The sequence below is a fragment of the Pseudoalteromonas sp. SIMBA_162 genome (assembly GCF_046535955.1).
In the GTDB taxonomy this organism is placed as follows: Bacteria; Pseudomonadota; Gammaproteobacteria; order Enterobacterales; family Alteromonadaceae; genus Pseudoalteromonas; species Pseudoalteromonas marina.
The window spans coordinates 1-275 of the sequence record NZ_JAWJBQ010000351.1 but is presented as its reverse complement, the minus strand read 5'-3'; the positions used below and the strand labels follow the sequence as shown (position 1 = coordinate 275).

At 62.2% G+C, this 275-nt stretch carries 1 protein-coding gene; it reads left to right on the top strand.

Annotated features, from left to right (window positions below; genetic code table 11):
• Positions 1-275, top strand: a 275-nt coding sequence (locus R0J88_RS19995) for an aldo/keto reductase (RefSeq protein ID WP_410900875.1), incomplete at both ends; no start/stop codon positions are given.

Here is a 275-nt window from a genome sequence, read left to right as displayed (position 1 = left end):
AGCGCCTGCAGACCGACTGGATCGACCTGTACCAACTGCACTGGCCCGAGCGCAGCACCAACTTCTTCGGCCAACTGGGCTACAAGCACCAGGCCGATGAAGACTTCACTCCGCTGGAAGAAACCCTCGAAGCCCTGGACGAGCAGGTCAAGGCCGGCAAGATCCGCCATATCGGCCTGTCCAACGAAACGCCATGGGGCACCATGAAGTTCCTTGCCCTGGCCGAGAGCCGTGGCTGGCCGCGGGCGGTTTCGATCCAGAACCCCTACAACCTG